This is a genomic window from Saccharopolyspora sp. MMCC62 (assembly GCF_057736575.1).
Map to the genome: position 1 here is coordinate 434,686 of NZ_JBYKCM010000005.1, position 23,294 is coordinate 457,979.

At 71.2% G+C, this 23,294-nt stretch carries 22 protein-coding genes; 7 read left to right on the forward strand and 15 right to left on the reverse strand.

What is annotated here, in order from left to right; all coding sequences use genetic code 11:
• Positions 1-69 precede the first annotated feature (69 nt).
• From AC29IT_RS15320 to AC29IT_RS15330, 3 genes are all read right to left on the reverse strand, one after another.
• Complete coding sequence (locus AC29IT_RS15320) at positions 70-1,716, reverse strand: PPE domain-containing protein (protein WP_488219106.1); 1,647 nt, start codon at positions 1,714-1,716, stop codon at positions 70-72.
• A gap of 163 nt (positions 1,717-1,879) precedes the next feature.
• Complete coding sequence (locus AC29IT_RS15325) at positions 1,880-2,314, reverse strand: hypothetical protein (protein ID WP_488219107.1); 435 nt, start codon at positions 2,312-2,314, stop codon at positions 1,880-1,882.
• Between the two features lie 286 nt (positions 2,315-2,600).
• A complete protein-coding gene (locus AC29IT_RS15330) occupies positions 2,601-2,786 on the reverse strand; it encodes a hypothetical protein (protein WP_358437038.1) in 186 nt (61 codons plus the stop codon).
• A gap of 235 nt (positions 2,787-3,021) precedes the next feature.
• Here AC29IT_RS15330 and AC29IT_RS15335 point away from each other — a divergent pair, with 235 nt between their 5' ends.
• Positions 3,022-3,774, forward strand: coding sequence for an RDD family protein (locus AC29IT_RS15335; protein WP_488219108.1), 753 nt, complete (start codon positions 3,022-3,024; stop codon positions 3,772-3,774).
• On the opposite strand, the gene AC29IT_RS15340 is transcribed toward AC29IT_RS15335, so the two are convergent.
• From AC29IT_RS15340 to AC29IT_RS15350, 3 genes are read right to left on the reverse strand one after another with little or no spacing between them, the layout of a single operon-like run.
• Positions 3,767-4,417: a response regulator gene (locus tag AC29IT_RS15340; protein ID WP_358437044.1), complete on the reverse strand. Its 651-nt coding sequence runs from the start codon at positions 4,415-4,417 to the stop codon at positions 3,767-3,769. The genes AC29IT_RS15335 and AC29IT_RS15340 overlap by 8 nt on opposite strands.
• Positions 4,414-5,619 (reverse strand): sensor histidine kinase, encoded by a 1,206-nt coding sequence (locus AC29IT_RS15345; RefSeq protein WP_488219109.1) that lies wholly within the window; start codon positions 5,617-5,619, stop codon positions 4,414-4,416. Before AC29IT_RS15345 ends, AC29IT_RS15340 begins: the two co-directional genes overlap by 4 nt.
• 33 nt (positions 5,620-5,652) lie before the next feature.
• Positions 5,653-6,069, reverse strand: coding sequence for a hypothetical protein (locus tag AC29IT_RS15350; protein WP_488219110.1), 417 nt, complete (start codon positions 6,067-6,069; stop codon positions 5,653-5,655).
• Positions 6,070-6,251: 182 nt separating this feature from the next.
• On the opposite strand from AC29IT_RS15350, the gene AC29IT_RS15355 reads away from it, so the two are divergent.
• The gene (locus tag AC29IT_RS15355) at positions 6,252-7,979 is read left to right on the forward strand and encodes an alpha/beta fold hydrolase (protein WP_488219111.1); all 1,728 of its coding nucleotides are present in this window, start codon (positions 6,252-6,254) and stop codon (positions 7,977-7,979) included.
• Positions 7,980-8,263: 284 nt separating this feature from the next.
• Here AC29IT_RS15355 and AC29IT_RS15360 read toward each other — a convergent pair whose 3' ends face one another.
• From AC29IT_RS15360 to AC29IT_RS15370, 3 genes are all read right to left on the reverse strand, one after another.
• Entirely contained in the window at positions 8,264-9,331 is a 1,068-nt protein-coding gene (locus AC29IT_RS15360) for a zinc-binding dehydrogenase (RefSeq protein ID WP_358437055.1), read from the reverse strand.
• 729 nt (positions 9,332-10,060) lie between these two features.
• Complete coding sequence (locus AC29IT_RS15365) at positions 10,061-10,681, reverse strand: TetR/AcrR family transcriptional regulator (RefSeq protein ID WP_488219112.1); 621 nt, start codon at positions 10,679-10,681, stop codon at positions 10,061-10,063.
• A 23-nt stretch (positions 10,682-10,704) separates the two neighbouring features.
• Positions 10,705-11,514, reverse strand: coding sequence for an acetoacetate decarboxylase family protein (locus AC29IT_RS15370; RefSeq protein WP_488219113.1), 810 nt, complete (start codon positions 11,512-11,514; stop codon positions 10,705-10,707).
• A gap of 232 nt (positions 11,515-11,746) precedes the next feature.
• Between AC29IT_RS15370 and AC29IT_RS15375 the strand changes: the two genes are divergently transcribed.
• The gene (locus AC29IT_RS15375) at positions 11,747-13,069 is read left to right on the forward strand and encodes an MFS transporter (protein ID WP_488219114.1); all 1,323 of its coding nucleotides are present in this window, start codon (positions 11,747-11,749) and stop codon (positions 13,067-13,069) included.
• On the opposite strand, the gene AC29IT_RS15380 is transcribed toward AC29IT_RS15375, so the two are convergent.
• Complete coding sequence (locus tag AC29IT_RS15380) at positions 13,056-14,273, reverse strand: MFS transporter (RefSeq protein WP_488219115.1); 1,218 nt, start codon at positions 14,271-14,273, stop codon at positions 13,056-13,058. The two genes, AC29IT_RS15375 and AC29IT_RS15380, sit on opposite strands and share 14 nt — an antisense overlap.
• A gap of 258 nt (positions 14,274-14,531) precedes the next feature.
• On the opposite strand from AC29IT_RS15380, the gene AC29IT_RS15385 reads away from it, so the two are divergent.
• The 3 genes from AC29IT_RS15385 (at position 14,532) to AC29IT_RS15395 (ending at position 17,355) form a co-directional block, all read left to right on the forward strand.
• Positions 14,532-14,813, forward strand: coding sequence for a metal-sensitive transcriptional regulator (locus AC29IT_RS15385; RefSeq protein ID WP_488219116.1), 282 nt, complete (start codon positions 14,532-14,534; stop codon positions 14,811-14,813).
• 39 nt (positions 14,814-14,852) lie between these two features.
• A complete protein-coding gene (locus tag AC29IT_RS15390) occupies positions 14,853-15,062 on the forward strand; it encodes a heavy-metal-associated domain-containing protein (protein ID WP_358437068.1) in 210 nt (69 codons plus the stop codon).
• A gap of 70 nt (positions 15,063-15,132) precedes the next feature.
• Entirely contained in the window at positions 15,133-17,355 is a 2,223-nt protein-coding gene (locus AC29IT_RS15395; RefSeq protein ID WP_488219117.1) for a heavy metal translocating P-type ATPase, read from the forward strand.
• Positions 17,356-17,619: 264 nt separating this feature from the next.
• Here the strand turns inward: AC29IT_RS15395 and AC29IT_RS15400 are convergent, their stop codons facing one another.
• Positions 17,620-18,780, reverse strand: coding sequence for a DUF1015 family protein (locus AC29IT_RS15400; protein WP_358437073.1), 1,161 nt, complete (start codon positions 18,778-18,780; stop codon positions 17,620-17,622).
• A 103-nt stretch (positions 18,781-18,883) separates the two neighbouring features.
• Entirely contained in the window at positions 18,884-19,327 is a 444-nt protein-coding gene (locus AC29IT_RS15405) for a hypothetical protein (protein WP_358437076.1), read from the reverse strand.
• A 363-nt stretch (positions 19,328-19,690) separates the two neighbouring features.
• Here AC29IT_RS15405 and AC29IT_RS15410 point away from each other — a divergent pair, with 363 nt between their 5' ends.
• On the forward strand, positions 19,691-20,659 hold the full coding sequence (locus tag AC29IT_RS15410) for a hypothetical protein (protein WP_488219118.1): 969 nt from the start codon (positions 19,691-19,693) through the stop codon (positions 20,657-20,659).
• Between the two features lie 473 nt (positions 20,660-21,132).
• Here the strand turns inward: AC29IT_RS15410 and AC29IT_RS15415 are convergent, their stop codons facing one another.
• The 3 genes from AC29IT_RS15415 to AC29IT_RS15425 all read right to left on the reverse strand — a co-directional run bounded on the left by AC29IT_RS15415 (position 21,133) and on the right by AC29IT_RS15425 (position 22,875).
• Positions 21,133-21,366: a hypothetical protein gene (locus AC29IT_RS15415; protein WP_488219119.1), complete on the reverse strand. Its 234-nt coding sequence runs from the start codon at positions 21,364-21,366 to the stop codon at positions 21,133-21,135.
• 4 nt (positions 21,367-21,370) lie between these two features.
• Positions 21,371-22,048, reverse strand: a complete 678-nt coding sequence (locus tag AC29IT_RS15420) for a TNT domain-containing protein (protein WP_358437079.1) — start codon at positions 22,046-22,048, stop codon at positions 21,371-21,373.
• Positions 22,049-22,614: 566 nt separating this feature from the next.
• Positions 22,615-22,875 (reverse strand): helix-turn-helix domain-containing protein, encoded by a 261-nt coding sequence (locus AC29IT_RS15425; protein WP_358437082.1) that lies wholly within the window; start codon positions 22,873-22,875, stop codon positions 22,615-22,617.
• Positions 22,876-23,294 lie beyond the last annotated feature (419 nt).

The window sequence follows — 23,294 nt, forward strand, 5'->3', positions numbered from 1 at the left end:
CACTTTCCCCTCATCAGCACGCGCGTGATCGCGCACCGGCCCGCACGGCCGGTGCGCGGAACGACGCGGTCAGTCCTTGTCCTTGTCCTTCTTCTTCGGCTTGCCACCGCCGATGACCGGTGGCGGCAGGTCCGCGCCCGGGACCTCGACGATCGGGGCGCTCTCCACGTACTTCGCGCGGCGCTCCTGGTCCTCGCCGCCCTTGCCGCGGTTCGCCTGCCCCGGCGCGCCGCCGCCCATGCCGCCCGCACCGGCCTGACCGGACGCACCCGCCGCGCCCACCGGGCGTCCGGCGGCCGACTCGGTCGGGCCGACCCCGGCCCTGCCGCCCGCACCCGGACCGGAACCGCCCGAAGCGGAACCGCCCGAGCCCGCGCCGCCGACGCCGAGCGCTCCGCCGGAACCGCCCGTCGTGCCGGGAATCGGCGGGATCGAACCGCCCCAGCCGCCGCGGGAACCACCAGGGCCACCGGAACCGGGGCCACCGCCGGGGTTCTTGGCGAACGGGTTCGGGGTGATCGCGGTCGGCGCGTCCGGGCCGGACACCGGCCGCGGCGGCTTGTAGGTGTCCCGGCCGGTGATGTCCGGCGACGACGGGTTCGGCACCGAGCTGGGCTTCGTGGACTGCGGGGTCGTGCCGCTCGGCTTGAACTTCACCGTCGGCGGATCGAAGTTCGGGGGCGACGGCGTCCGGGGCGTCGGCGTCCGGCCGCTCGGCACCGAACGCGGTGTCGGCGTGCTCCCGACGGGGATCTGGGGATCGCCCGGCCGCGGAATCGGACCGCCCCGTTCGGACGGCGACTGCGGGACCTGCGGGATCTGCGGCTGTTCGAGTGCGAGCGCGTTCGCCGGATCGGTGGCGGCCGGGATGTCGGACGTGGGGACGCGGGAAGCGGGGTCGGTGGCGGCCGGGTCACCCGCCGCCGGGTCGCCGAGCACCGGCATCTTCCGCGTGACGAGGTCCCCGTCCGCACCGCCCGGGGTGACCGGCTCACCGAGCTGCTGGACGTCCTCGCCCGCCTCGTGCGCGGGAGTCGCCCGGTGGAACGGCGTCAGCTTCCCGTCCGCCGGCGGCGTGCCCTGGTGCTGCTCCTGCCGGACCGGGTCCGGCGGCGGCGCGAAGCGGGGCGTGTCGCCGTCCAGCACTCGGGAGTCGGATTCCATCCGCTCCATGACCTGGACCGCGTCCTGGTGCGCGTCGGCCGACTTGATCGTCCGCACCCGCTGGTCGACGGTCGCCGTGAACAGGTCGACGACCGACCCCTGCCCTCCCGAACCGTTGAACCTGTGCGTCAGATCTTCGTCCAGGTCGACGTCGACCGGTTCCGGCATGGCCATCTTGGCCGTCTCCATGACGCGGCCCTGCTCCTCGATCCGCGCCCCGAGACCATTGGCCGTCGCGCCGGCCTCCGAGGTCCAGGTGGCGATCTCGTGGATCGCACCGCGCGCCGAATCGCCCGCCTCGCCCTGCCAGCCGTGCTCGGTGCTGCGCAGCCGCTCGCCCATGCGCTGTGCGGACTCGCTCATCTCGATGCCCAGCCGGGCCCAATCCCCGGCGAGTTCGCCGACGCGGCCCGGATCGTTGTCCCGGTGCACCGCCTCGTACAGCTCGCGGTGGCTGTAGGAACTCCAGTTCTGGGTGTCCACCAAGGCGCGGTCGTCATCGGACGACCGCGCGTTCTTCGCCCGCGTCACGGCGTGCTGCTGTTCTTCCACGTGCCACTTCCCCCTCCGGCGACGGCTTCTCGCACACCGCCACCAGCCCATCCGCCCGCCACGCCGATCCCTGCGCACAGTGGACGCACCGGCACCCCGCCGGGTTGCCCGCCCGGCGGAGCGCTCGATCTCGATCGCCGACGACTCCGCTACCCGCGGCCGGTCACAGCTGTTGCCCGATGCGGCGGAACTCGTCCTCGGCGCGCTCGTCGTCGGCGCGGTAGCGGCGCATCGCGTCCTCGACGGCCTCGCGCGCGTCGTCCAGCACTCGGCGGTACTGCTGCAGCACCTCGGTGAACGAATCGCCGTCCCCGGTGCCGCGATCGGCGAACTTCGCCGCCATCGCCTCCCCCACCGGGTTGCGCCCCAGCGGTGCGCGCCGCCCCAGGCCCACCGCGCGGTTCAGCCAGTCCTGCACCTGGTCGACCTGCTCGGTCAGCATGTCCTGGATCGCCCGGCCGGCAGCCGGGTCCAGCCGCAGCCGCCCGGCTTCCACGTCCCGCCGCAGCGTGCCGACCGCGGCGGACGAGGCCTGCAACTTCGCCTCCGCCACCTGCGCCGTCCCCCGCACCTGCTCGGTCATCCCCGCCCCGCTCACGCGTTTCCCCTCTTCTCGCACGTCGTGTCCCCTCGCGATGTGGCTCCTCCCGATGGGCACCGGCACACCGGACCCCGCCACGGCAACGGAACGTACCGGCCTCGTTCCGCTCAGCGACAGGGTTTCCACAAGATCACGGCCGAACGGCCGAGCTTCCCGTCCGAACGGCCAAGATCGGGGTACCGGCTCAACCTCGGGGCCGTCCGGCGCGTCTCGCAACGGGGAATTCCACGCGTGGGCACGGCATCCTCGGGGGGACCCGCCGGATTCGACGCGGGCGCGGGAATCAGCTCGACCGGCCGGCCCCCGCGGCGCGCGCCACGTCCACCACGAACCAGACCACCCCGACCGCCAGCGCTCCCGCGGTCACGTAGTTCAGCACCGACCAGTGCTCGGCGCGGATCAGGGTCGGCACCACCGACAGGGACACCAGGACCAGCACCAGGGCGTTCACCACGTTGCGCTTGTTCATCGTCTCGCTCCACTTCCGCCGCCCGCCTACCGGGCGACCTCGTCCATCGACACCGAGGAGCCTGCCGGTCCCGCGCCGCGGGAACATCGGGCCGAGGGACGAAACCTCCGCCGCGCACCCCGGCCGAAAGTACGACACCGCCGAAACCCTTGCGCCGCAACGCGTTCGGCCGGGCACGGGGGTGTTCCGGCGCCGAGTACCATGGGCCGACCGCAGCCGCCCCAGGGAGAACGCGATGGTGCCGACCGTGCAGAACCCGGCGCAGGACGCCACCGATCCGCGGGCGAAAGCGGCCTTCCTGGGCAGGCGGTGCACGCAGATCGCGCTGGACGCCCTGCTGCTGTGGCTGGTGTGCATGCTGCAGATGCTGCTGGCGGTGGTGCTCGCGATACCGCTCATCAAGTTCGGGATGTCGCCGTCACCCGCGTTCGTCGTCGCTTTCGCCGTCTTCTTCGCGCTGATGATCGCGGAGAACTGGTGGTGGCACGTGTGGTTCCCGTACCGCCACGACGGCAGCACCATCGTCATGCGGTGGCTGCGGCTGCGCGTCATCGCGATCGACGGTGAACGGGCCCGGCTGGCGCAGCACAACGCGCGGTGGCTGCTGGTCTCGGTGGACGCCATGTTCTTCGGGCTCGTCGGACTGGTGCTGATGATCGTGACGCCGCAGCACCAACGGCTCGGTGACATCGTGGCCCGCACCCACGTGGTGCGGGTTCCGGCGGAACCGGCCGGGCCCGCGCGGGACGAGGCTGCGCCGTCGCCCGAGGCCGCGCCGTCGGCTGGGTCCGCCCCGTCGGACGAGGCTGCACCGTCGGCTGGGTCCGCCCCGTCGGACGAGGCTGCACCGTCGCCTGCGGCTGCGCCGTCGACCGGGCCCGCGCAGTCCGGCGAGGTCCAGTCCGGCGAGGTCCGGACCGACGGGGCGGCGGCAGCCGACCGGACCGGCGAGGCACCCCCGGCCGAGGTGCGAGCGCGATTCAGCTGACCAGGCCGTGCTGCCAGGCCCAGATCGCGATCTCCGTGCGGTTGCGGGCCGACAGCTTCTGCTGCGAGCTCGCCAGGTGCGACTTCACCGTGGACAGCGACACGTGCAATTCGGCGGCGATCTCCGCGTTCGTGGCGCCGCGCGCCACCGCCAGCACCACGTCCAGCTCGCGCTCGGTTAGCGGCGTCTCGCCGCGCCCCATCGGCCGCTTGCCCGGGCCGGTGAAGTGCTGCAGCAGCCGCGTCGTCACCGACGGGGAGATCATCGAGTCGCCGTCCGCGGCCGCGTGCACCGCGTTGATCAGCAGCGTCGCGCCCGCGTCCTTGAGCAGGAAGCCGCGCGCCCCGGCCAGCAGCGCCGCGTACACGTTCTCGTCCACGTCGTAGGTGGTGACCACCACGACCTTCAGCGGGTCCGCGACGTCCGGACCGGCCAGCAGCCGCGTCGCCTGCAGCCCGTCGACCTTCGGCATCTGGATGTCCATCAGCGTCACGTCGGGCCGCAGCTCGCGGGCCATGCTGACGGCGGCCTCGCCGTCCGCGGCCTCGCCGACGACCTCCAGGTCCGGTTCGGCGCTGAGGATGAGCCGGAAACCGGTGCGCACGAGCGTCTGGTCGTCGGCGATGAGAACGCGAATGGTCACCGGAGGTCTCCCTGGTCGCCGGGGCGCCGCGGCACGTCGACCGGGAATCGGGCGGTGACCCGCCACCGGCGGCCCGGGGCGGGACCGGCCTGCACGGTGCCGCCGACCGCCTCCACGCGTTCGGCCATGCCGACCAGCCCGTACCCGGAGCCGGTGCGATCCGGCGACACCGACGGCACGTTGTCGTTTTCCACGACGAGGACGAGTTCCGCCCCCTCGCGGCGGCCGGTGACCCGGGGGTCGGTGGCGTCCGGGGAGTGCTTGCGGGCGTTGGTCAACGCCTCCAGCACGATCCGGTGCGCGGTCGTCGCCAGCTCCGGGTGCACCGGCACCTCGTCCAGGTCGGCGGTCAGGTCCACTGCCGCGTGCACCCCGGCCGCCTGCCGCACCGCGGCGCCGAATCCGGTGCCCTGCGGGAGGGAATCGTCATCGTCGGTGCGGAGCATACCGACGAGCCTGCGCATCGCGGCGAGCGCTTCCGCGCCCGCATCCTCGATCTCGGTGTAGACCTCGACCGGATCCTCCTTGGCCGCGCGCGGATTCCCGGCCACCGCGCGGGCCGCGTTCGCCCGCACCACGATGCCGCTGACGTGGAACGCGACCAGGTCGTGCAGCTCGCGGGCCAGCCGCAGCCGCTCGCCGGTGCGGACCTCGACGAGCTCGTTTCGCCTGCGGTTGTCGGCATCGCGCAGCACCAGCCCGATCGCCAGGGCGAGACCCCAGATCAGGGCCGCCGCGACCGCGAGCACGGCACGCGGGGTGCCGTCGTAGCGCAGCAGCGCCGCCCCCAGCAGGGCCAGCACGCTGCCCGCCGCGACCAGCACCGCCGCCCGCGGCCGCAGCCGCCGGCACGCGGCCCCGACCAGCAGGGACAGCCCGACGATCTCGGCACCGGCCGGGAGCAGCCCGGGACTCATCCCGGCCGCGCCGAGGGATTCGCCGATCACCGTGCTCAGCGCGCTGAGCACGATCGAGGCGGCGGCCAACCTGCCGACGTGTGCGGGGAACCGCCGCCGCAGCACCGCCAGCAGGGCGATGATGGTGCCGCTCGACGGGACCAGGAACGCGGCGGTGGGCGAGACGTCCAGCCCCAGCCGCACCATCGAGACCATGTCGCCGACGTAGACCAGCGCCAGCGCGACGACCTCCGCGGCGAACAACCCGCGCCGGGCAGGCGGCCCGAAGTACCACGGACTGCTCATGATCACCGACCTTAGCGCAGTGCGGGCGACGGCTCAGCGGACCGCTTTGACGTCGACGACGTACCGGTTGGACTCGGGCAGGAAGCTCAGCACCAGACCGGCCGCCGACAGGGCGAGACCGATGTACTCGGCGGCACCCGCGGCCGGGCCGAACAGCGCCGCCACGTGCAGAACGGCGAAGATCGCGAGCACGATCCGGGCCCAGCCGCGACCACCGCGCAGCTTCACGACCAGCCACAGGTACAGCAACAGCGGGACCACGGAGAAGACCGCGGACATCTTCATGAGGAGATCGGCCTGCTCCGGCGCGACACCCTCGGGAACCGGGTAGTCGCCCCCGGCGATCAGAACCAAGCTCCACACCAGCGGGACCACTGCGGAGAGCAGGTAGGACAGGGCGGCGAGGTTGATGCTCTTCGGGGCGACGGGAAGTGCGAGATTCGAATTCATGCCGAGGAAGTTAGCCGTGCCGAAGAATCGAGATCAAGCCGCTCGGACACATTTCGTACTTTCGGCCACCCGCCTCGTTCTCGCGAACTAAAAGCGCATTGAACAATTCATTCCGGAGACCAATGCATATACGCGAGGAATCGCGCGACCCTTGCCCCGGAAACCGATCCGAGGAGATTCGAATGCGCGATTCAACGATGGCGCGGGCGGTCCTCACCACCGCCTGCCTGGGACTGCTGGCGGCCGGCGTGCCCGGCGTGGCCGCCGCCGAACCCGCGGCGCCCGAGCGCTACGCGGACCAGCAACTCGACTGGGGCCCGTGCCCCTTCGACACCGCCGACGGGGCCGTGCCCGCCGAGTGCGCCACGGTCACCGTCCCCCGCGACTGGGCCGCGCCCGAAGCGGGACCCGACCTCGCGGTCTCGATCAGCCGGGTCCGCGCCGACGGCGAACGCCAGGGCGCGATGCTGCTGAACCCGGGCGGCCCCGGCGGACAGGGGAGTTCGCTGGCCGGGGCGATCGCCGGGCTGCAACCCGACCTGCACCACGCCTACGACCTCGTCGGCATGGACCCGCGCGGCACCGGCCACGAAGGCGGAACCGCGCCCGACCAGCAGGGATTCGTCTGCCACGTGCCGGTGGACCGATTACCGCAGTCCGAGGGCCTCGACGCGCGGGACCGCTCCGCGGCGAGCATCGCCGAGCACCAGAAGACGCCGCGCGCCATCGCCGAGGCCTGCCAGAGCGACGCGCTCGCCCCCTACATCACCACCTGGCAGACCGCGCACGACGTGGACCTCGTCCGGGCGCTGCTCGGCGAGGAGCGGCTGAACTACCTCGGCTACTCGTACGGAACCTGGCTCGGCGCGAAGTACGCGTCGCTGTTCCCCGAGCACACCGGCAAGGTCGTGCTCGACTCGAACGTGAACTGGCAGGGCCGGCTGCAGGCCGCGTTCGAGGACTTCCCGCGCATCAGCCAGCGCTGGTTCGACGAGGTGTACCTGCCGTGGACGACGCGGCAGCTGCCGGAACTCGTCGGCACCGACGTCGGCTCGGCGCGGCAGGCGTGGGAGCGGGCGCGGGAGCAGTACGCGGCGCAGGGCGTCTCCCCCGACGCGTTCGACAGCCTCTTCGTCGGCCAGGGCAGCGAATTCGGCTGGCTGCTGGCGACCGCGGTGTTCGTCGCCGGGCTGGAAACCGACCAGCAGCAGCCCGCGCCCGACGCGGTGCCCGCGCAGCTGCGGGAACGGCTCGATGCGCGCAGCCAGGCCGGCTTCGGGGTGCCGCTGGCCGAGCTGACGCCGCAGCGGGTCGCCGCCGCGATCACCCCGGACTACCAGGACGTCGCGGGCACCCGCGCCGCGGTGGCCTGCGGTGACCAGCCGACGAAGTCCGCCGAGGAGTACCGGCGGCTCAGCGACGAGCAAGGACCCGAACTGCCGTTGTTCGGGTGGGCCTACGGGCTCGGCGAGGTCTGCGGGCCCTGGTCCGACGGGCCGCGGCAGGAGCTGCCGCAACTGCCCGCCGAGGTCGCCGACCGGGTGCTCGTCGTGCAAGGCGAGTTCGACCCGCAGACCGGGTACGAGCAGTCCGACGCGGCGCTGCGCGAGGCGCCCGGCGTCAGCCGCGTCTCCGTCGACGACTCCCCGATGCACGGCCAGTACGCGACGCAGGACAACCCGTGCGTGGACGGCATGGTCAACGTGTTCCTGCTGCACGGGTCGCGACCGGACGACGCGGTGTGCCCGTCGGTGCCGCTGCCCGCGGAGGAGCAGGTGTTCCCGGTGGACGGCCCCGTGACCTCCGAGCACACGCCGTTCGCAGCCACCCCCGGCGGCCCCGACCTCCCGGACCTGCGAGCCGCCGTGCAGGAACTGATCGGTGGCCCGTCGCTGCACCCGACCCCCTGACCCCCACACCCACCCGCACATCGAAGTGAACGGACCGTTCGTCCGATCTAGCTGGACGAACGGTCCGCTCACCCGCACCGAAACCGATCGCACACGAACATCCGATGTCGAGTGAACGGACCGTTTGCCCGAACAGATCGGACGAACGGTCCGTTCACTCGACCTCGGAGTCGGGATGGTGGCGTAGCGGGCTGCGCGCCCCGTCCCGGTTCCGGCCGAACAGGACCTTGGAGTGAACGGACCGTTCGTCCCATCTAGCCGGACGAACGGTCCGCTCACTCAGATCAGGGGCGGAGGAGGATTCTGATCGGGTTTCCCTCGTGCTCCCGCAGCCGCCGGATTCCTTCGGCGACCTCGTCGAGCGGGAGCACGGCACTGACCGAGCCGGAGACGTCGAGCCTGCCGCGGTCGGTCAGCTCCACCAGGTCTTCGAGGTGGCGCATCCGATAACCGGTGTGACCGATGACGGTATGCCGGTTGCGCACGAAGTGGATCTCCGGCCCGACGGCGAGCCGGTCGGGCGAGATCCCGACGAGCACGAGCCTGCCGCGGTGCCCTAGCGCCGCGTCGGCCTGGGTGAAGGTGGCGGTGCGCCCCACGCAATCGAACGCGGCCCGCAGCCCGCGCCCACCGGTGATCTCGGCGATCCGCTCGGCGACGTCCGGCTCCCCCGGATCGAGAGCGAAGTCGGCCCCGAGCCCGAGCGCCCGTTCGCGGGCGGATTCCAGCGGGTCGAGCGCGATGATCGGCGAAGCGCCGCAGATCCGGGCGAGCTGCACGAGGTGGGTGCCGACACCGCCGAGCCCCCAGATCCCGACGGATTCGGCGGCCCGCAGCTGCGCGGTGTCGATGGCGCCGTACGGGGTGGACACCGCGTCGGCGAGCACGGCGGCATGCTCCAGCGGCACCGATTCGGGGACGTCGACGAGCGAGACCGCGGAGGTCAGCACGTATTCGGCCCAGGCGCCGTCGTAGTGGAACGCGAGTACCTGGAGGTCTTCGCACCGATCGGTGCCACCGCCGTGGCGGCATTCGGGGCATTCACCGCATTCCTTGCCCGCGGCGATGACGACCCGGTCGCCGACCAGCCGGTTGCGCACGCCGGCGCCGAGCGCGGCGACGACTCCGGCGGCCTCGTGCCCGGGCGTGATCTCCGGCAGCCGCGGCCGGATGTGGCCGTCGAGCTGGCTGAGGTCGGACTGGCAGATGCCGCAGGCGGCGACACGCACGAGCACCTCACCGGGGCCCGGTCGGGGGACGGGCACGTCGCGGACGGCGAGCTCGCCGGTGGCGGTGTCGAACCGGGCCGCGCGCATGGTGGCGGGGATCGACGGATCGAGGACAGCTGACATGGGAGTGTCCTTTCGCGGTGCGCCCGTTTCCGGGGCGAGACGGGGAACCGTGCGCTCTCCCCCGAGCGGTGGTCGCTCGGCGGGGAGAACACGGGCGGTCGGCGGATCGGGCGAATCGGTGGATCGGGTGATCAACGGGCGAGGCGATCAGCGGGTCAGGTGATCAGCGAACTGATCGATCAACGGAGTCCGGCGCGCTGCGAGCCGAGCGATCAGCGAGGGACAGCGAGCAGGACGATCAGCAAGGCCACCCGGCCGACGAACCAGGTGTCCGGCACGAACGGCCAGCAGGTCGGACGACCCGCACGAACGGTCAGCGGGGCCAGGCGACTTCCACGAGGGGCCAGCAGATAGTGAACGGACCGTTCGTCCCATCTACTTGAGCGAACGGTCCGTTCACTCCAGATCGAGGGGGTGGCGGGCAGGCGAACGGTCCGTTGGTCCGATCTTGTTGGGCGAACGGTCCGTTCACTCCGGGAGTGGGCGGGAGCGGGTTGGTGGTCGGTGGGGTGCGCGGACTCGGCCGGGCTTGTTCGGCGAACGGTCGTTCGCTCAGGTTCGGGGGGCACGTGGCAGTGGGGTGTGCGGACAGGCGTTCGGCGCTGACGACGATCACCACCGGAAGCGATCACCGCCGGAGGAGGACCGGCCGCACGAACCGCCGCCACTCCCCCGGGCCCCCGGACCGGACACCGAAGCCCCATCGGAACCACCCCCGAACAAGCCCCACTACTCCTGGAACCCGGGCACCCCACCGGCGAACAAGGTACTCACCGAGTCGGCGAGCTCCTCGGGCGTCCAGTCGGCATCGGTGTCCAGCAGCAGCCGGGCCCCGGATTCGGCCGCCCCGACGGCGAGCGCGGCCAGCGTCGCGGCGCGGCGATCGGCGTGCGGGGCGGAGGCCCCGAGCCAGTCGCGCAGCACGGGCATGAGCCGTTCGGCGGCCCGTGCCCGGGAGCCTTGGACGGCGCGCGCCCGGTCGGCCCGCACCTGGGTTCCGTACAGCAGCCGGTAGCTCTCGGGCGCGTCGCGGACCGCCGTGTAGTAGGCGATGAGCACGTCGCGCAGCGCGGTGGCCGGGTCGGGTTCGGCGCGGGCCGCGTCGAGGGCGGTGGCGAGCTGTTCGGTGAAGCGGCGGCTTTCCCGTTCGTCGAGGGCCTGGAGCATGGTGTCGCGGTTGTTCCAGCACCGGTACAGCACGGTTTTGGCGACGCCGGCTTCGGCGGCCACGGCGTCCATGGACACGGCGTCTCCGTCGCGCGCGGACACGCGCAGTGCGGCGTCGAGCACGAGTTCCTTGCGGACGGCGAGCGGCAGGTGCTGCGCGCGTCCCCCTTTGGCGCCGGTCATGGCCGCGTCCTCCCCGGTTCGTCTCAGCTGTCGCGCATCGGGTGCATGCGCAGCAGGAAGGTCGGCGAGACCAGTCCCACCGGCAGCGGCATCTTGCCGACCCTCATGTTGACGCGGCGGTAGTGCGCGTTCAGCGACGGCCCGGAGATGAGGGTGTCGAGCGGGTCGGTGTAGGAGCCGCCGATGGTGAGGTCGACGTCGGCGGCGCGCTGTTCCAGCGGGTGGTCGACGGTGCTGAAGGTGACGAGCCGGGGAACGGAGAGCCCGACGGTCCCGATGACGTTGCGGAACGGCTGGTTGAAGATCGGCGGCACCGAGTCGACCTCGTCGCCGAAGCGGCCGGTGACGCGGATGAGGTCGACGCCGCGGCGGCGCACGACGGCCTCGATGCGGTCGTCGTGCTCGGCCCAGTCGATCTCGGCGATCTTCTTGGGGAAGCCGAGGGTGTCGCGGCCGCCGATGAGCGCGGTGTCGTCGTCGACGACGATCCACGGGCAGTGCGCGGCGCGGAACGGGCCGTGCTTGACGTTGAGGAACAGCGCGGCTTCGCGGTAGGTGCTGTTGAAGTTGGTCCACGGGTAGTCGACGACGAACAGGGTGGCGGTGCTGCTCTCGTCCATCTTGACCCCGGCGGGCAGGACGTGGTTCGCGGCGTCCCGGTCGATGGGGACGGTGGCGGAGAGGAACTTCGCGTTCTTGTACTTGTCGGCCTTCGGGTTCTGCCTGCGGCGGAGGTCGGCCTTGGCCTCGTCGAAGGTGAAGTCGGGCCGGGCGTCGGCGGGGGCGACGCCTTCTTCGGACATCCGGACCTTGCCGACCTGGTGGGTCGTCATGCGTGCCTCCTCGTGTTTTGTACCTTGCAGCACAATGATTGTACTTACGGGTACAAATGTCAAAGCCGCAGGTGCGGAGCACTCTCAGGTCGTCCGAAGCCGCCCACCGCCGCACGGCCGATCACCTGGCGGCCGGGCCGTCGTATCGTCCAGGACCGTCGGTGCCTGATCGGCTGCGAAGGAGCGGGCGGTGTCGAGTTCCACCACAGGAGGACCCTCGATCGCGGGGCGGATGGATCGCCTCCCGCTGATCGGCATGCACCGGAAGGCCACCACCGCCGTCGGGCTGGGGCTCTTCTTCGACATGTACGAGATCTTCCTGACGCCGGTGCTCAGCACCGCGCTCGTGCAGGAGTTCCAGCTCGGCAAGGCCGAACTGCCGCTGGTGCTGGCCTCCACGTTCCTCGGCATGTTCGTCGGCACGCTGCTACTCGGCCGGCTCGCCGACCGCATCGGGCGCCGCCGCGCGTTCCTGCTCAGCCTCGCCGTGTACTCGCTCTTCTCGCTGCTGGGCGCGTTCAGCACCGGGCCGTGGATGCTGGCCGCCACCCGGTTCGTCGCCGGCGTCGGCATCGGCGCCGAACCACCGCTGGCGGACGCCTACCTCAGCGACCTGCTGCCCGCGAAGCGCCGCGGCCGGTACATCGCCTGGGCCTACACCGTGGCGTTCCTCGGCGTGCCCGCCGCAGGCTTCCTCGCGCACTGGCTGGTGCCCGCCGCACCGCTGGGCATCGCGGGCTGGCGCTGGATGTTCGCGCTCGGCGCGCTCGGCGCCGTCGTGGTGTTCCTGCTGCGGCGCGGGCTGCCCGAATCACCGCGCTGGCTCGCCGCCACCGGCAGGCAGGCCGAAGCCGAAGCCCTCGTCGACGAGCTCGAAGCGCAGGCCCGCGCCACCGGCGCCGAGGCCCCCGAACCCGAACCCGCGCGCGGCGCACCGCGACCGGCGGGCGGGCTCCGCGACCTCGTCACCGCCCCCTACGGCCGCCGCACCGCGATGATGGCGGTGTTCCAGGTGCTGCAGACCGTCGGCTACTACGGGTTCGGCACGATGGTGCCGCTGGTGCTGGCCGCGAAGGGCTACGAGATCACCGACACGCTGCTGTTCAGCGCCGTCACCTACCTCGGCTATCCGGCCGGTGCGGCGCTGTCGCTGCCGTTCGTGGAGCGGATGGAGCGCAAGCACCTGGTGATCGCCTCCGCGCTGGGCATGATGGTGCTGGGCCTCGCGTTCGGACTGTCCGCCTCGACGCTGCCGATCGTGGCGTTCGGGTTCCTCTACACCGCGATGAGCAACGTGTTCTCGAACGCGTTCCACATCTACCAGGCGGAGATCTTCCCGACGCACATCCGCGCCACCGCCGCGTCCTGGACGTACTCGCTGTCCCGGCTGACCACCGGCGCGATGCCGTTCGTGCTGGTGCCGCTGCTGCACGCGCAGGGAGCCGGGGTGCTGTTCGCGGTGGTCGCCGCCGCGATGATCGGGGTGAGCGCGGACATCGGCCTGTTCGGCCCGCGCTCGACCGGGCGTCCCCTGGAAGACGTCAACGAGCGGTAGCGAGCTCCGGCTCCGGTTCGAAGCGGGCCCGGAACCGCTCGGTGGTCTGCGGCACCACCAGCACCACCGCGATCGCCAGCACCGGCCCGACCAGCAGCGCCGTGAACGCGGTGGTGTAGCCGCCGTGCTCCACGACGTAGCCGAACACGCCGGGGCTCAGCACCCCGGCCAGCTGCCCGCCGAACATGATCATGCCGCCCGCGGCGCCGGTGAGCCCCGCGGGCAGGCTGCGCAGCGGCACCGAGAAGCACGGCAGGTACGCCAGCCCCGCCACCCCGCCGAGCACCGTCAAGCACGCCACGAACAGCGGCACCGACGGCAGCCGCGGCAGCAGGAACAGCAGCACCCCCACCACCAGCATGCTCGGCACCACCAGCAGCCGCGGCCGCCCGCCGAACCGGTCCGACAACCGCCCGCCCAGCACCGTCCCGGCCGCGCCCAGCAGCGTCGGACCGATCAGCGCCAGGCTCGCCTCGCCGATCGCCAGGCCGTGCACCTCCACCAGGTACGAGGTGGTCCAGGTGCCGATCCCCCAGCTCACCACGTCGTAGGCGAAGAACATCGCCGCGAACCCCCACAGCACCGGCGACCGCAGCAACCGCCCCACGCCACCGCGGGCCCGCGCGGGGCCGGTGAGCTCCGGATCGAGCGGCTCCGGCATCCACCGCAGCACCGCCGCGAACACCAGCAGCCCCAGCACGGCCACCACCGCGAAACCGACCCGCCAGTCCCACAGCGACAGCAGCACCGCGCCCACGACCGACGCCAGCAGCGCGCCCACCGCGTTGGAGCTCTGCATCCACCCGTTCGCGGTAAGCCGCTGCTGCGGGGTGCTGCGCGCGCTCAACGCGCTCACCGATGCCCCGGGGAACAGGCCCTGCGCGGCGCCGAAGCACAGCCGCACGACTACCAGCGAGGCGAACGACCAGGCCAGCGCGGTCAACCCGGTGAACACCGACCACAGCAGCAGCGCGACCGCCGCCACCCGCACCCCGCCGAAGCGGTCCGCGAGCAGCCCGCCGGGAATCTGCATCAGCGCGTAGGTGAGGAAGAACGCCGACACCACCAGCCCGCGCTCCCCGTGCCCCAGCCCGAACTCCTCGCCGATCGACGGCAGCGCCACGTTGATGATGAGCCGGTCCACGTAGTCGACCGTCCAGGCCGCGAACAGCAGGGCCACGGTGATGCGGGTCGTTCGGTGCACGGGCACTCCTCCCGCCCCTGCGGGGGCGATCGGCCGACGGAACGACCGGAACCTACGCCGAACGGGCCGCCGAACGGGAGGCCGTGGCGTGAATTCGATCTTGCGGGCGGGCGGCACCGCGCTCGGCGCTCCGGCACCACCCGCGCTGAACTGCGCGTTCTCCCCCGACCGCGACCGCCCACAATTGACACGCATACCCCCCAGGGGTATACCTGTGCTGGTGAGGGACCGGTGGGCACCGGACCGGGGAGGACGGCGATGCACGGGTACACCCAGGACAAGGACGAATACGCCAAGCGGCTACGCCGCATCGAAGGGCAGGTCCGCGGCCTCGCCAAGATGATCGAGGACGACAAGTACTGCATCGACGTGCTCACCCAGATCAGCGCCACCACCAAAGCGCTGCAGTCCGTCGCGCTGGGGCTGCTCGACGAGCACCTCAAGCACTGCGTGGCCGAAGCGCTCACCGAAGGCGGCGAGGCGGCCGACGCCAAGGTCGCCGAGGCGGCCGCGGCGATCGCCCGGCTCGTCCGGTCCTGACCAGCACCACGAACCACGAACCACGAGAAGGGGACGTACATGAGCCAGTCGACCTACACCGTCACCGGGATGACCTGCGGCCACTGCGTGAGCTCGGTGACCGAGGAGATCAGCGAGATCGCCGGCGTCTCCGACGTCGCCGTCGACCTCGCCACCGGTGCGGTGACCGTGACCAGCGCCGAACCGCTGTCCGACGGCGCGGTCCGCGGCGCGGTCGAGGAGGCCGGCTACCAGCTGGTGACGGCGTGACCACCGCGGCGGGCGCGGCACCCGCCGCACCCGCCGCTTCCGCACCCCCGGGGGAACAGGAGAACGCACGATGAGCACGGGAACGCCGACCGGAACCGGACGGCACGTCGAACTGAGCATCGGCGGCATGACCTGCGCGTCGTGCGCGAACCGGGTGGAGCGCAAACTGCGCAAGCTCGACGGGGTCACCGCCACCGTCAACTACGCCACCGAGAAGGCCGCCGTCACCTACCCGGCCGAACTCGACCGGCAACGGCTCATCGACCAGGTCGAATCCGCCGGGTACACCGCCACCGTCCCCGAACCGGACGAGACCGACGACGCCGCCGAGACCACCGCGCTGCGCGACCGGCTGATCACCTCGGCCGTGCTCGCCGCACCGGTGATCGTGCTGGCCATGGTGCCCGCGTTCCAGTTCACCTACTGGCAGTGGGTGTCGCTGGTGCTCGCCGCGCCCGTCGTCGTCCTCGGCGGCGCCCCGTTCCACCGGGCCGCGTGGACGAACCTGCGCCACGGCGCCACCACCATGGACACCCTCGTGTCCCTCGGCACCCTCGTCGCGTTCCTCTGGTCGCTGTACGCGCTGGTGTTCGGCACCGCCGGAATGCCCGGCATGACGCACGGCTTCGAGCTCGGCGGCAGCGGCGACGGATCCATCTACCTGGAGGTCGCGGCCGGGGTCACCACGTTCATCCTCGCCGGGCGCTACTTCGAAGCGCGCTCCAAGCGGCACGCCGGAGCAGCGCTGCGCGCCCTGCTCGAACTCGGCGCGAAGGACGTCGCCGTGCTCCGCGACGGACGCGAACAGCGCATCCCCGTCGACGACCTCGCCGTCGGCGACCTGTTCGTGGTGCGGCCCGGTGAGAAGATCGCCACCGACGGCACCGTCGACGAAGGCGGCTCCGCCATCGACACCGCCATGCTCACCGGCGAATCCGTGCCCGTCGAAGTCGGGCCCGGCGACACCGTCGTCGGCGCCACCGTCAACTCCGGCGGACGGCTCGTCGTGCGCGCGACCCGCGTCGGCGCGGACACCCAGCTCGCCCAGATGGCGCGGCTCGTCGAACAAGCCCAGACCGGCAAGGCCGCGGTGCAGCGGCTCGCCGACCGGATCTCCGCGGTGTTCGTGCCGATCGTGATCGGCCTCGCGCTCGCCACCCTCGCCGGCTGGCTGCTCGCGGGCAGCGGCGCCGACGCCGCGTTCACCGCCGCCGTCGCCGTGCTCATCATCGCCTGCCCCTGCGCGCTCGGACTCGCCACACCGACCGCGCTGCTCGTCGGCACCGGGCGCGGCGCCCAGCTCGGCGTGCTCATCAAGGGCCCCGAAGTGCTCGAATCGACCCGGCGCATCGACACCGTCGTGCTCGACAAGACCGGCACCGTCACCACCGGGCAGATGGCGCTCTCCGGCATCCACCTCGCCGATGGCACCGACGAACAGCAGGCACTGCGGCTCGCCGGAGCCGCCGAGCACGGCTCCGAACACCCCATCGCCCGCGCCATCGCCCGCGGTGCCGCCGACCGCGTCGGAGAACTCCCCGCAGCCACCGACTTCGGCAACGTCGAAGGACTCGGCGTGCAGGCCACCGTCGACGGGCACCGCGTCAGCATCGGCCGGATCTTCTCCGGCGAACTGCCCGCTCCGCTGCGCGACGCGAAGGCCGCCGCCGAGAGCGCAGGGCGCACCGCCGTCGTCCTCGCCTGGGACGGATCCGCGCGGGCCGTGCTCGACGTCGCCGACACCGTGAAACCCACCTCCGCCGAAGCCGTCCGCGGCCTCCGCGACCTCGGGCTGCGGCCCGTGCTGCTCACCGGCGACAACCGGGCCGTGGCCGTCGCCGTCGCCGCTGACGTCGGCATCGACGAGGTCATCGCCGAAGTGCTGCCGCAGGACAAGGCCGCCGTGATCAGCCGGCTGCAGGGCGAAGGACGGGCCGTCGCGATGGTCGGCGACGGCATCAACGACGCCGCCGCCCTCGCGCAGGCCGACCTGGGGCTCGCGATGGGCACCGGGACCGACGTGGCCATCGAAGCCTCCGACCTCACCCTCGTCCGCGGCGACCTCCGCGCCGCCGTCGATGCCATCCGGCTGTCCCGCGCGACGCTGCGCACCATCAAGGGCAACCTGTTCTGGGCGTTCGCCTACAACGTCGCCGCCATCCCGCTGGCCGCGGCAGGCCTGCTCAACCCGATGATCGCCGGCGCCGCGATGGGCTTCTCCTCGGCGTTCGTGGCGGCGAACAGCTTGCGGCTCCGCAACTTCCACCCCACCACCCCAACTGCATCGGAGTGAACGGACCGTTCGTCCCATCTAGTTGGGCGAACGGTCCGTTCACTCCACCTCACTCCGCTCGATCACGACGTCGAGCGAACGGACCGTTCGTCCCATCTGATTAGGCGAACGGTCCGTTCACTTCGACCCGGTTCGACGACGGACGGACGAGCCCGACGAAGCTCCACCGCGACGGGGCGAGTGAACGGACCGTTCGTCCCGATAGATCGGACGAACGGTCCGTTCACTCGCTCGAACGCGGGCGGGCGTCTTCGACGGGCTCGTTCACGGGCGCCGCGGGCTCGGCAACGCGCGGAGCACCAGGGCGGGATGCGGGTCGGGGCCGAACGCCGTCGACTTCACCGGCAGGCGAACACCGGTGGCCGCTGCCGCAGACAGGTCCATCCGGCTCGGCGGAAATGCGATCGCCGCGATGCCACCGAGTTCCCGCACCGCGTGCAACGCCCGCGGCGCGCTCGGCTCGTAGAGCACCGGTGACTCCGCCACCGCGTCGAGGTACGCCTGCAGCACCGAGATGTGCATCGCGCGCAACGACTCCGGGAACCGCGCACACGGCCCCTGCAGGAATTCGGCGTTGGGGCGATCCAGCAGAAAGGCGCGGTCCGACGTGGCGACGATGAACGCGGCACCGTGGTACGACCGCGCCCGCAGCACGTCGAGCCACTCCTCGAGCGGCCCGCTCAACGCCGTGATCTGGAACCACTGCTGCGCGGCGGCAAGCGCCTTCCACGGATCGGCGTGCGGCAATACCCGGTGCACCGGCCGCAACCGCAGCGGGCTGCGCTTGGTGTCGACGAGCAGCGCGGGGATGTAGTCCCAGGGACCGCGCCCGTAGCCGGCCGCGTGCACTTCGCGCCGGAACCGGCGAGCGGCGACGTGGCGGTGGTGCCCGTCCGCGATCAGCGCGGACCGCTCGTGCAGCGCATCGATGATCTCGCCGCAGGTGGACCGTTCGCCGAGCCGCCACACCCGGTGCTGCTGACCGTCCGGGGTGCGCAATTCCGTCAACGGCCGTTGCCGGGTGGCGGCGTCCAGCTGTTCGGCAGTGCGGTCGGTTCCGCCGTATCCGAGCAGGATCGGCGGCATGCTCATCCGGCCCTCGCGCATCAGCTCGACCATGGCATCGGTGTGCGCGGGAGCGATGTCCTCGTGCGGCAACAGCCTGCTGTCCAAGTGCACCGCGGAGATCACGCCGCGTTGCACGCCCAGCGGGCCGACCTGCTCGTAGACGTACATGGCGGGACGTTCCTCGCGGGCGAGGACCTCGAGGCGCTTCCACTCGTCCAGCAACCGCACCGAGTTCTCGACGTCCACGCGATCCCACGGCGTGGCGTGGCGGTCGGCGAGACCGCGCAACCGCTCGGGCGCGAGTACCCAGGCGCGGAACGGGCGGATGTCCACTCCCACTCGTACCGAACTCGTCACCACCGCAGTATCAACCCGCCGCTCCGCGTGTGGTGAAGCGGTCGCGGAAAGCACCGATTTGTGCGCTATGCCAGGGATTTCCTCAACGGAGAGTGATCTTGTCTCACCCTGGAGGGGCGGCGACGAGCGCGGTGCGGAGGTCGTCCAGCGCCGAGTCGACGGCTACGAGGAGGCGGGTGCAGTCCTGCTCGGTGCCGGGCTGCGGCGGGAAGCACCCTCGTCCCGACAGCTCGGTCACCCGCTGCTGCAACGCGTGCGCTGGGCCGGTGATCTCCGGCGGGTTCTCGATCGAGTCGGTGGCGCTGAGCGCGATGTTGCGCACCTGCGCCAAGTAGCGCTCGCAGCGCACGGTGCCGTGCTCAGCAGCACGCGTGTAGCACTCGTCCTGCGTCACGAACCCGATCTTGGTGATGACGTCCTGCCTGGACACGCTCGGCGCGTGGTGCTGCACTCCGGGGTCGGTCCGGTAACCGGCGCACCCGGTCAACGCCAGCGCCGCCAGCGCGGAGACGGCCGCCAGCTTCCGGTGTGATGTCGTCGTTCGCATCCCTCACCCCTTCCGCAGGTCACGGTACGCCCGGGGTGGGCGCGGGCGGTTCGGCAGGAGGTGATCGCCCGCACCCGAGCCACGCCCCCACCCAGCTGGAGTGAACGGACCGTTCATCCGATCTACCTGGACGAACGGTCCGTTCAGTCGAGCAGGCATTGCTGCGATTCCATTCCAGGTCTCACATCAGCGCACGGACGCGCCACATCTCCATGAAGTGAACGGACTCTTCGCTCGATCTAGCTGGAAGAACGGTCCGTTCACTCCGCCACGGGTCGTGGACTTGTCCACAGGTCGTCGATTCATCCACAGATCTTGAAATCGATGTGGCGCCGAAGTGAATCGAACGGTCATCGTGGAGTCATGCCGAGGAGAACGATCGCCGACTGGGACGGGGTGGCCACCGCAGCCACCTACGGCGTGATCACGGCGCGCGCTCTCGATGAACTCGGCGTACCGAGATCGACGGTCTACCACCGGGCGTCGATCGGTGGCCCGTGGAAACGGCTGCTCCCCGGGGTCATCATGCTGTCCTCCGGTACCCCCACCCGTGAACAGCACCTGGACGCCGCGATCCAGTACGCAGGAACCGGAGCGATGATCACCGGTATCGCCGCGTGCCGGCTGCACGGGATGACGCAGTTCCCCGACACGGAAGAAGTGCACATGCTCATCCCGGAATCTCGCAAACGCGCCAGCAAAGGATTCGTCGAAATCGAGCGGACCACCCGCTTGCCGGTGCCGGCATCTCAAAACGGATTCCGGGTCGCCCCTCTCGTCCGGGCATTGCTCGACGCGGCACGCCGACTGCCGACACTGGACCAGGTTCGTGTGCTGCTGGCCGAGGCCGTGCAACGCGGAATGGTCACGGCCGGGGCGCTCGCCGCCGAGGTGCGAGCCGGATCGAGACGGGGGATCGCCCGCTGCCGCGTCGTACTCGAAGAAATGGAAGCCAACGTCCACTCCCCCGCCGAGGCGTGGGCCTACCGGTTGGCGCGGAAAGCAGGGTTGCCCAGCATGCAGTGGAACGTCCGGCTGCTCGGGCCCGACGGGAAACTGCTGGGCGTCCCCGACGGCTGGATCGACGAGGTCGGGCTCGCTTGGCAGATCGACTCCCTCAACTTCCACTTGAGACCGGCCGGCTACGAGAACACGGTGCGGCGCCACACGCTCATGACCGCCGCGGGGGTCGTCGTCGTGCACACGCTCCCGAAGCACATCCGCTCGAACCCGGTGGCCGTCCTGGACGAGCTCCGGCGCTCGTACCAGGTCGCCCGACAACGTCCACGTCCGCAGGTGACCGCCGTTCCGTACCGGCCCGAACGCCGCTGACCGCCCGCCACCACCTGCGTCGAAGCTGCCTGCCGTACCGACCTGCTGCGCCAAGCCCGCCACCGACTCCGGGCAAGACGCCGAATCCTGCGGCGCCGACACCGCAGGGCCCGGTCAGCGCACCAAACGCCATCGACCATCTCCTCATCACCGCCGCGCGTTCCCTGCACGCGCGGCGGCCTGCTGCTGTCCCGAAGTGAACGGACCGCTCGTCCAATTCAGCTGGACGAACGGTCCGTTCACTCGACCGCCCCTGAGCGTCGTGCACCCGGGGTGGGCTCCGCGCCGAAGCGCAGCTCCCCGCACCCGGTGCAAGCCGAGTTCTGGAGTGAACGGACCGTTCGTCCCATCTAGTCGGGCAAACGGTCCGTTCACTCGCGAACGGTGCGGGCGGGGGGCCTGTGCTAGCCGCCCGAGTGAACGGACCGTTCGTCCCGATCTATTGGGCGAACGGTCCGTTCACTCGGCTCCGGTCAGGGTTGGGCTAGGCGTAGTAGGCGGGCGCATGCCGTGTCCTCGTCCGGTGAGGTGGCGATGACGTGCCACACGCCGCGTTCGGCGACACCGGTGTCCCAGCCCTGCGTTCCCTTGCGCAGGAACAGGAATTCGGTGGGCGGCATGCGGGGCTCGTGCACGCCCTCGATCCACAGCTCGCTCTCGGCCACACCCGATCCGCGCAGGAGGGTGAACAGTTCGCGGCGGTCCATCCGACTACCGTAGATCGTCGGCGGGCTTGAGGTAGCCGTTGGAGAGCAACCACCGGACGTTCAGCCGCTGCCCTTCGCCCGGCTGGAGGAGCGCGGGATCGAGCAGGATCTGCGTGCCGCCGCCGGGCTGGGCGAACCAGGCGGCGATGGGTCCTTCCCACACGGTGAAGGGCCGTGCCACCTCGTAGCGGTGGTATCCGCAGGGGAATCCGGGTTCCCGCGTGGTGAGGCTCTGCGGTGGCAGCGAACGTTCGGCGTAGTCGTCGCCGGCCGGCGCGAGGAAGGAACCGTACTCGGACCCGAAGCGGTCAAGTTCGTCACCGACGTCGAGGGTTTCGACGTCCTTGTCGGCGCGCCCGTCGGGGCGGGTCTCGAACCCGTCCTGCGGCGGGTACTTCCAGCTGCCCGCGTCGGGGTCCCAGTACTCGGCGAGGAACCGGTCGGGCGCGAGGTTCCCGCTGCGCGAGTAGCCGGTCAGCAGCGGTCCGACGGGTTCCTGCCACGGCCGGGGCAGCACCGCCGGACCCCAGCGCTCGTCACCGGCGTGCACTCCGGTGCACGGTTCCGGCCGGTCGGGGGCGGGTGCCGCATGGACCGGCGCGGCGGGCACGAGCACGACGGCCAATCCGCAGCACAGCGAGAGCAGCGCTCGCCTGCGGCGTGGTGCCTGCGGGCGCGGCACGGCGCCCGCCCACCTGCCCGCGCCCCGGTGAACCTGTTTTCCGAACCCCAGCATCGAACTCCTCCTGATCTCGTCGAAGTCCCCACTGATAGCGATCCGGCTGCCCCCCGGGAAACGTTCCGCCGAAATGCCGCTCGATCGATCAGAATCCACTACCCGATCGGGTGGATCTTGACTCTTCCCCTGACGCTCCGCAGCTGAACCGGACGGTACCGCCGCCGAGAACGGGCGGACCCTGATCCGGAAGTCGGCACCGGCATCGCAAGTCCATTTTGGACGAGCGGAGCCCGGGACTTTCGACCGGAGAACGCACTTCGACCCGCGCGGAGAAGCACCACCGGAACCCCGGTCCGCCCTCCACGCTGAGTCACTGGAACGCCGGTCACCCGCCCTCGAGTGGAAATCCGCACAACGGCCGAGCTCCGAAATATCCGGAACAATGCGATTCGACTTTGCGAGGCGCACGCCCCGGAATCATCACGGCGCTTCGCCCGGCTCATCCGCGAAGAAGGGAACCCGCCGCGATCGACGAAGGAGGACCCGGCGACCGATCCGGATCCACGCGCTCACCCGGCCCCGGCGCCACCGGCCCCGTCGACGACCCGGACCTGCTCGGGTTGCGGAATGAGCAGCTCGTCGACTCCGCAGTCGAGGACGACGCAGAGCACGTCCAGGTCGGCGAGCTTCACGCTCCCGGGCTGCCCGGACCACAGCGCGGACATCTTGCCCGCGGAGATCACCATTCCCCGTTCGGCGAGCCTGCGCTGCAGGTCACCGGCTTTCCATATGCCCCGGTTGGCCGCAGCCAGCCGCAGGTTCCACCGCATCCGGACCTCCTCCTTCCCCCGGCCGGCAGCGCGGACGCGCGCGCGAAGCCGGTCGCGAGACCACCCCGTTCTGATCGCCACACCGTTCCCCGCCCAGCACCGCACGACGCCTTTCGGGATTGTTTCAGGAATGCCGAATTCGCCTCGACAAGGCCGGGTTTATCGTGAACGCTACTGCATCGATCCAAGCAGTCCGCAACGGGTTCCCACCGACCGCCCCGCACTTCGCCCGGCCGGAGCAGCACGTCGCGCACTGCGTGAATCCCACCCGCGGGAAAACGGGGGTATCCGTTCGCGGAACGACCAGAAAGCGCCGTACTGATTCCAACTGCAACTACTTCCTGTGATCGCAATAGGCGGAACGAGTGATCGTCGGTGACATGAGTCCCGCCCGCCACTGGAGCAGCCATCCTTAGCAC

What these genes read in the sequence shown, in the direction of transcription:
- AC29IT_RS15330 (WP_358437038.1), bottom strand. Translation starts at nt 2,786, where the DNA reads ATGAACAAGCGCAACGTGGTGAACGCCCTGGTGCTGGTCCTGGTGTCC.
- AC29IT_RS15335 (WP_488219108.1), top strand. Translation starts at nt 3,022, where the DNA reads ATGGTGCCGACCGTGCAGAACCCGGCGCAGGACGCCACCGATCCGCGG.
- AC29IT_RS15345 (WP_488219109.1), bottom strand. Translation starts at nt 5,619, where the DNA reads ATGAGCAGTCCGTGGTACTTCGGGCCGCCTGCCCGGCGCGGGTTGTTC.
- AC29IT_RS15350 (WP_488219110.1), bottom strand. Translation starts at nt 6,069, where the DNA reads ATGAATTCGAATCTCGCACTTCCCGTCGCCCCGAAGAGCATCAACCTC.
- AC29IT_RS15355 (WP_488219111.1), top strand. Translation starts at nt 6,252, where the DNA reads ATGCGCGATTCAACGATGGCGCGGGCGGTCCTCACCACCGCCTGCCTG.
- AC29IT_RS15360 (WP_358437055.1), bottom strand. Translation starts at nt 9,331, where the DNA reads ATGTCAGCTGTCCTCGATCCGTCGATCCCCGCCACCATGCGCGCGGCC.
- AC29IT_RS15365 (WP_488219112.1), bottom strand. Translation starts at nt 10,681, where the DNA reads ATGACCGGCGCCAAAGGGGGACGCGCGCAGCACCTGCCGCTCGCCGTC.
- AC29IT_RS15370 (WP_488219113.1), bottom strand. Translation starts at nt 11,514, where the DNA reads ATGACGACCCACCAGGTCGGCAAGGTCCGGATGTCCGAAGAAGGCGTC.
- AC29IT_RS15375 (WP_488219114.1), top strand. Translation starts at nt 11,747, where the DNA reads ATGGATCGCCTCCCGCTGATCGGCATGCACCGGAAGGCCACCACCGCC.
- AC29IT_RS15385 (WP_488219116.1), top strand. Translation starts at nt 14,532, where the DNA reads ATGCACGGGTACACCCAGGACAAGGACGAATACGCCAAGCGGCTACGC.
- AC29IT_RS15390 (WP_358437068.1), top strand. Translation starts at nt 14,853, where the DNA reads ATGAGCCAGTCGACCTACACCGTCACCGGGATGACCTGCGGCCACTGC.
- AC29IT_RS15395 (WP_488219117.1), top strand. Translation starts at nt 15,133, where the DNA reads ATGAGCACGGGAACGCCGACCGGAACCGGACGGCACGTCGAACTGAGC.
- AC29IT_RS15405 (WP_358437076.1), bottom strand. Translation starts at nt 19,327, where the DNA reads ATGCGAACGACGACATCACACCGGAAGCTGGCGGCCGTCTCCGCGCTG.
- AC29IT_RS15410 (WP_488219118.1), top strand. Translation starts at nt 19,691, where the DNA reads ATGCCGAGGAGAACGATCGCCGACTGGGACGGGGTGGCCACCGCAGCC.
- AC29IT_RS15415 (WP_488219119.1), bottom strand. Translation starts at nt 21,366, where the DNA reads ATGGACCGCCGCGAACTGTTCACCCTCCTGCGCGGATCGGGTGTGGCC.
- AC29IT_RS15425 (WP_358437082.1), bottom strand. Translation starts at nt 22,875, where the DNA reads ATGCGGTGGAACCTGCGGCTGGCTGCGGCCAACCGGGGCATATGGAAA.